2 protein-coding genes are annotated in these 2011 nt (G+C 39.2%); one reads left to right on the forward strand and one right to left on the reverse strand.

Annotation, left to right across the window (positions count from 1 at the left end; all coding sequences use genetic code 11):
• Positions 1 to 168: 168 nt before the first annotated feature.
• Entirely contained in the window at positions 169 to 948 is a 780-nt protein-coding gene (locus tag IQ247_RS32045; protein ID WP_193926222.1) for a photosystem II electron transport protein, Sll1252 family, read from the forward strand.
• Positions 949 to 1314: 366 nt separating this feature from the next.
• On the opposite strand, the gene IQ247_RS32050 is transcribed toward IQ247_RS32045, so the two are convergent.
• The gene (locus tag IQ247_RS32050) at positions 1315 to 1953 is read right to left on the reverse strand and encodes a histidine phosphatase family protein (protein ID WP_193926223.1); all 639 of its coding nucleotides are present in this window, start codon (positions 1951 to 1953) and stop codon (positions 1315 to 1317) included.
• Positions 1954 to 2011 lie beyond the last annotated feature (58 nt).

The raw sequence follows: 2011 nt of genomic DNA on the forward strand, positions 1-2011 counted from the left end.
ATGGGGAGATGGGGAGATGGGGAGATGAATTTTTAACTCCAAACTCCAAACTCCTAACTCCGGTGGTACTAACTCCGGTGGTACTAACTCCGGTGGTACTAACTCCGGTGGTACTAACCTTTAACCTTTAACCTTTAACCTTTAACCTTTAACCTTTAACCTGATAAAATGTTGCCAAGAGAAGAACTGTTAAAACACGTTGAGAATCGAGATACTCTAGCTCGTGTAATTGATTGCGCGGAAAAAGCGATTAAAACTTGGTCCGTTGTATTCACGGACTTTCTTTCACCTCCGGAATTAGCTGAAGCTACTCTAAGTTTTAGTCGGTTAACAGAAGTGCAGCTGTTAGCTTGGGGTGGATATCCCCAAGCTGAACGAAAGAGAATTGCGATCGCACATAGCGAGCTGCCCTTGGATGAGTCACAAGTTGAGCTTACTGCTTTGGATATTGCTGGTAATTTCTTATTTGATACCGCTACCCACCGCGATTTTTTGGGTGCAATGTTGGGAACGGGAATTGTCCGCGAAAAAACTGGCGATATTATTGTACTCGGTGAACGGGGAGCGCAGGTAGTTGTTGTACCGGAATTAGCAGATTTTTTATCAGCTAATTTAACTCAAGTACGTTCGGTTCCTGTCAAGACTCAAAGGGTAGATTTAAGCGAATTAAAAGTAAGAGAACCGAGAAAAAAAGAATTAACAACCGTCGAAGCATCCTTAAGATTGGATGCGATTGCTTCCGCTGGTTTCTCCATGTCTCGGAGTAAAATGGTTGATTTAATTAATGCTGGTGATGTGAGAGTTAATTGGAAGGAAATTACTCAAGCTTCTCACCAAATAAAGACTGGAGATTTGATTGCAATTCGTGGTAAAGGACGTTTGGAAGTAGGGGAAATAGCAGTTACGAAAAAAGAACGTTATCGGATGCAGTTAACGAAGTTTGTTTAATAAAGGAATGGGTAATTGGTAATTGGGAATAGGTAATAGTTTGATTTTTGCTGATTTTTTACAGTTGAATAAATTTTCAATACAAGTTTTTTAAAATTCAAACCCTTCTTATAATTAAGTAAGTGGATAAAAATAAATATTACTATCTAACAAAATGTCAACTTGCTGAAGAATTTATTCCTATTCCTTACTCCCTTGTCATAACGATAAATTTTTCTACCCACCAACTTATATTATTTAAAAACACTTTTCCCCAAAAGCATCACCAATCGATAAACCTTCCAGGGAAAAGTAAGCCATATTAGAAAATCGCACCACTTCGCGGAGGGGATATTAAATCACCAGATATTTTTGATTACAAATTATCTAAGTTCCCTTCCGATTGCGGATATGTTCGGGCATATGGTATCTATCACCCAAAATTTCCAACAAAGGACCGTGAACATCAAATGTAACCATGCTTACCGACGCTACCAAAATATTAATCCGATAGCGATAACGTCCTAAATCAATACCTAATAGACTGCAAAGTATAATCCGAATCGTGGCTTTATGAGAAACCACTAAAACATTACCTTGGGGATGTTTTTCTTGAATTTCAGCAATTACAGGCATAGCGCGGTTGGCAATATCTACCGCAGTTTCTCCACCTTTGGGTGCATTCCAAGCCGGTTCTGTCAACCATTTAACATAATTTTCAGCATAATTTTCTTGAGCAAAGGATTTACTTTTATTCTCCCATTCACCGTAACTACCTTCTCTAAGTCCGTCGCGCAACTGCATATCCATACCGATAGCATCACAAAACGGCTTTGCAGTCGCAACAGTGCGTTTCATCGGACTAGCATAAACTGCTTCCCACTTCAGCTTCTTGTAAACATCAGCAAAAGCTTCCGCCATTTGCACACCCTCCGGTGTCAACTCCGCATTAGTTTCGCCGCAAAAATTACCACTTTGGCTAAAAGTAGTTTCTCCATGTCGCAGTAAATATAAATTAAGAGTCATAAATTATGTCGCGATTAAACGAATAAATAAGGTACTTAGCAATGCTATCGAATATGAC

It is taken from the genome of Plectonema cf. radiosum LEGE 06105 (assembly GCF_015207665.1).
Lineage (GTDB): Bacteria > Cyanobacteriota > Cyanobacteriia > Cyanobacteriales > Nostocaceae > Rivularia > Rivularia radiosa_A.

Excerpts from the sequence above, each read along its gene's own strand:
- IQ247_RS32045 (WP_193926222.1), top strand. The coding sequence starts at position 169 with ATGTTGCCAAGAGAAGAACTGTTAAAACACGTTGAGAATCGAGATACT.
- IQ247_RS32050 (WP_193926223.1), bottom strand. The coding sequence starts at position 1,953 with ATGACTCTTAATTTATATTTACTGCGACATGGAGAAACTACTTTTAGC.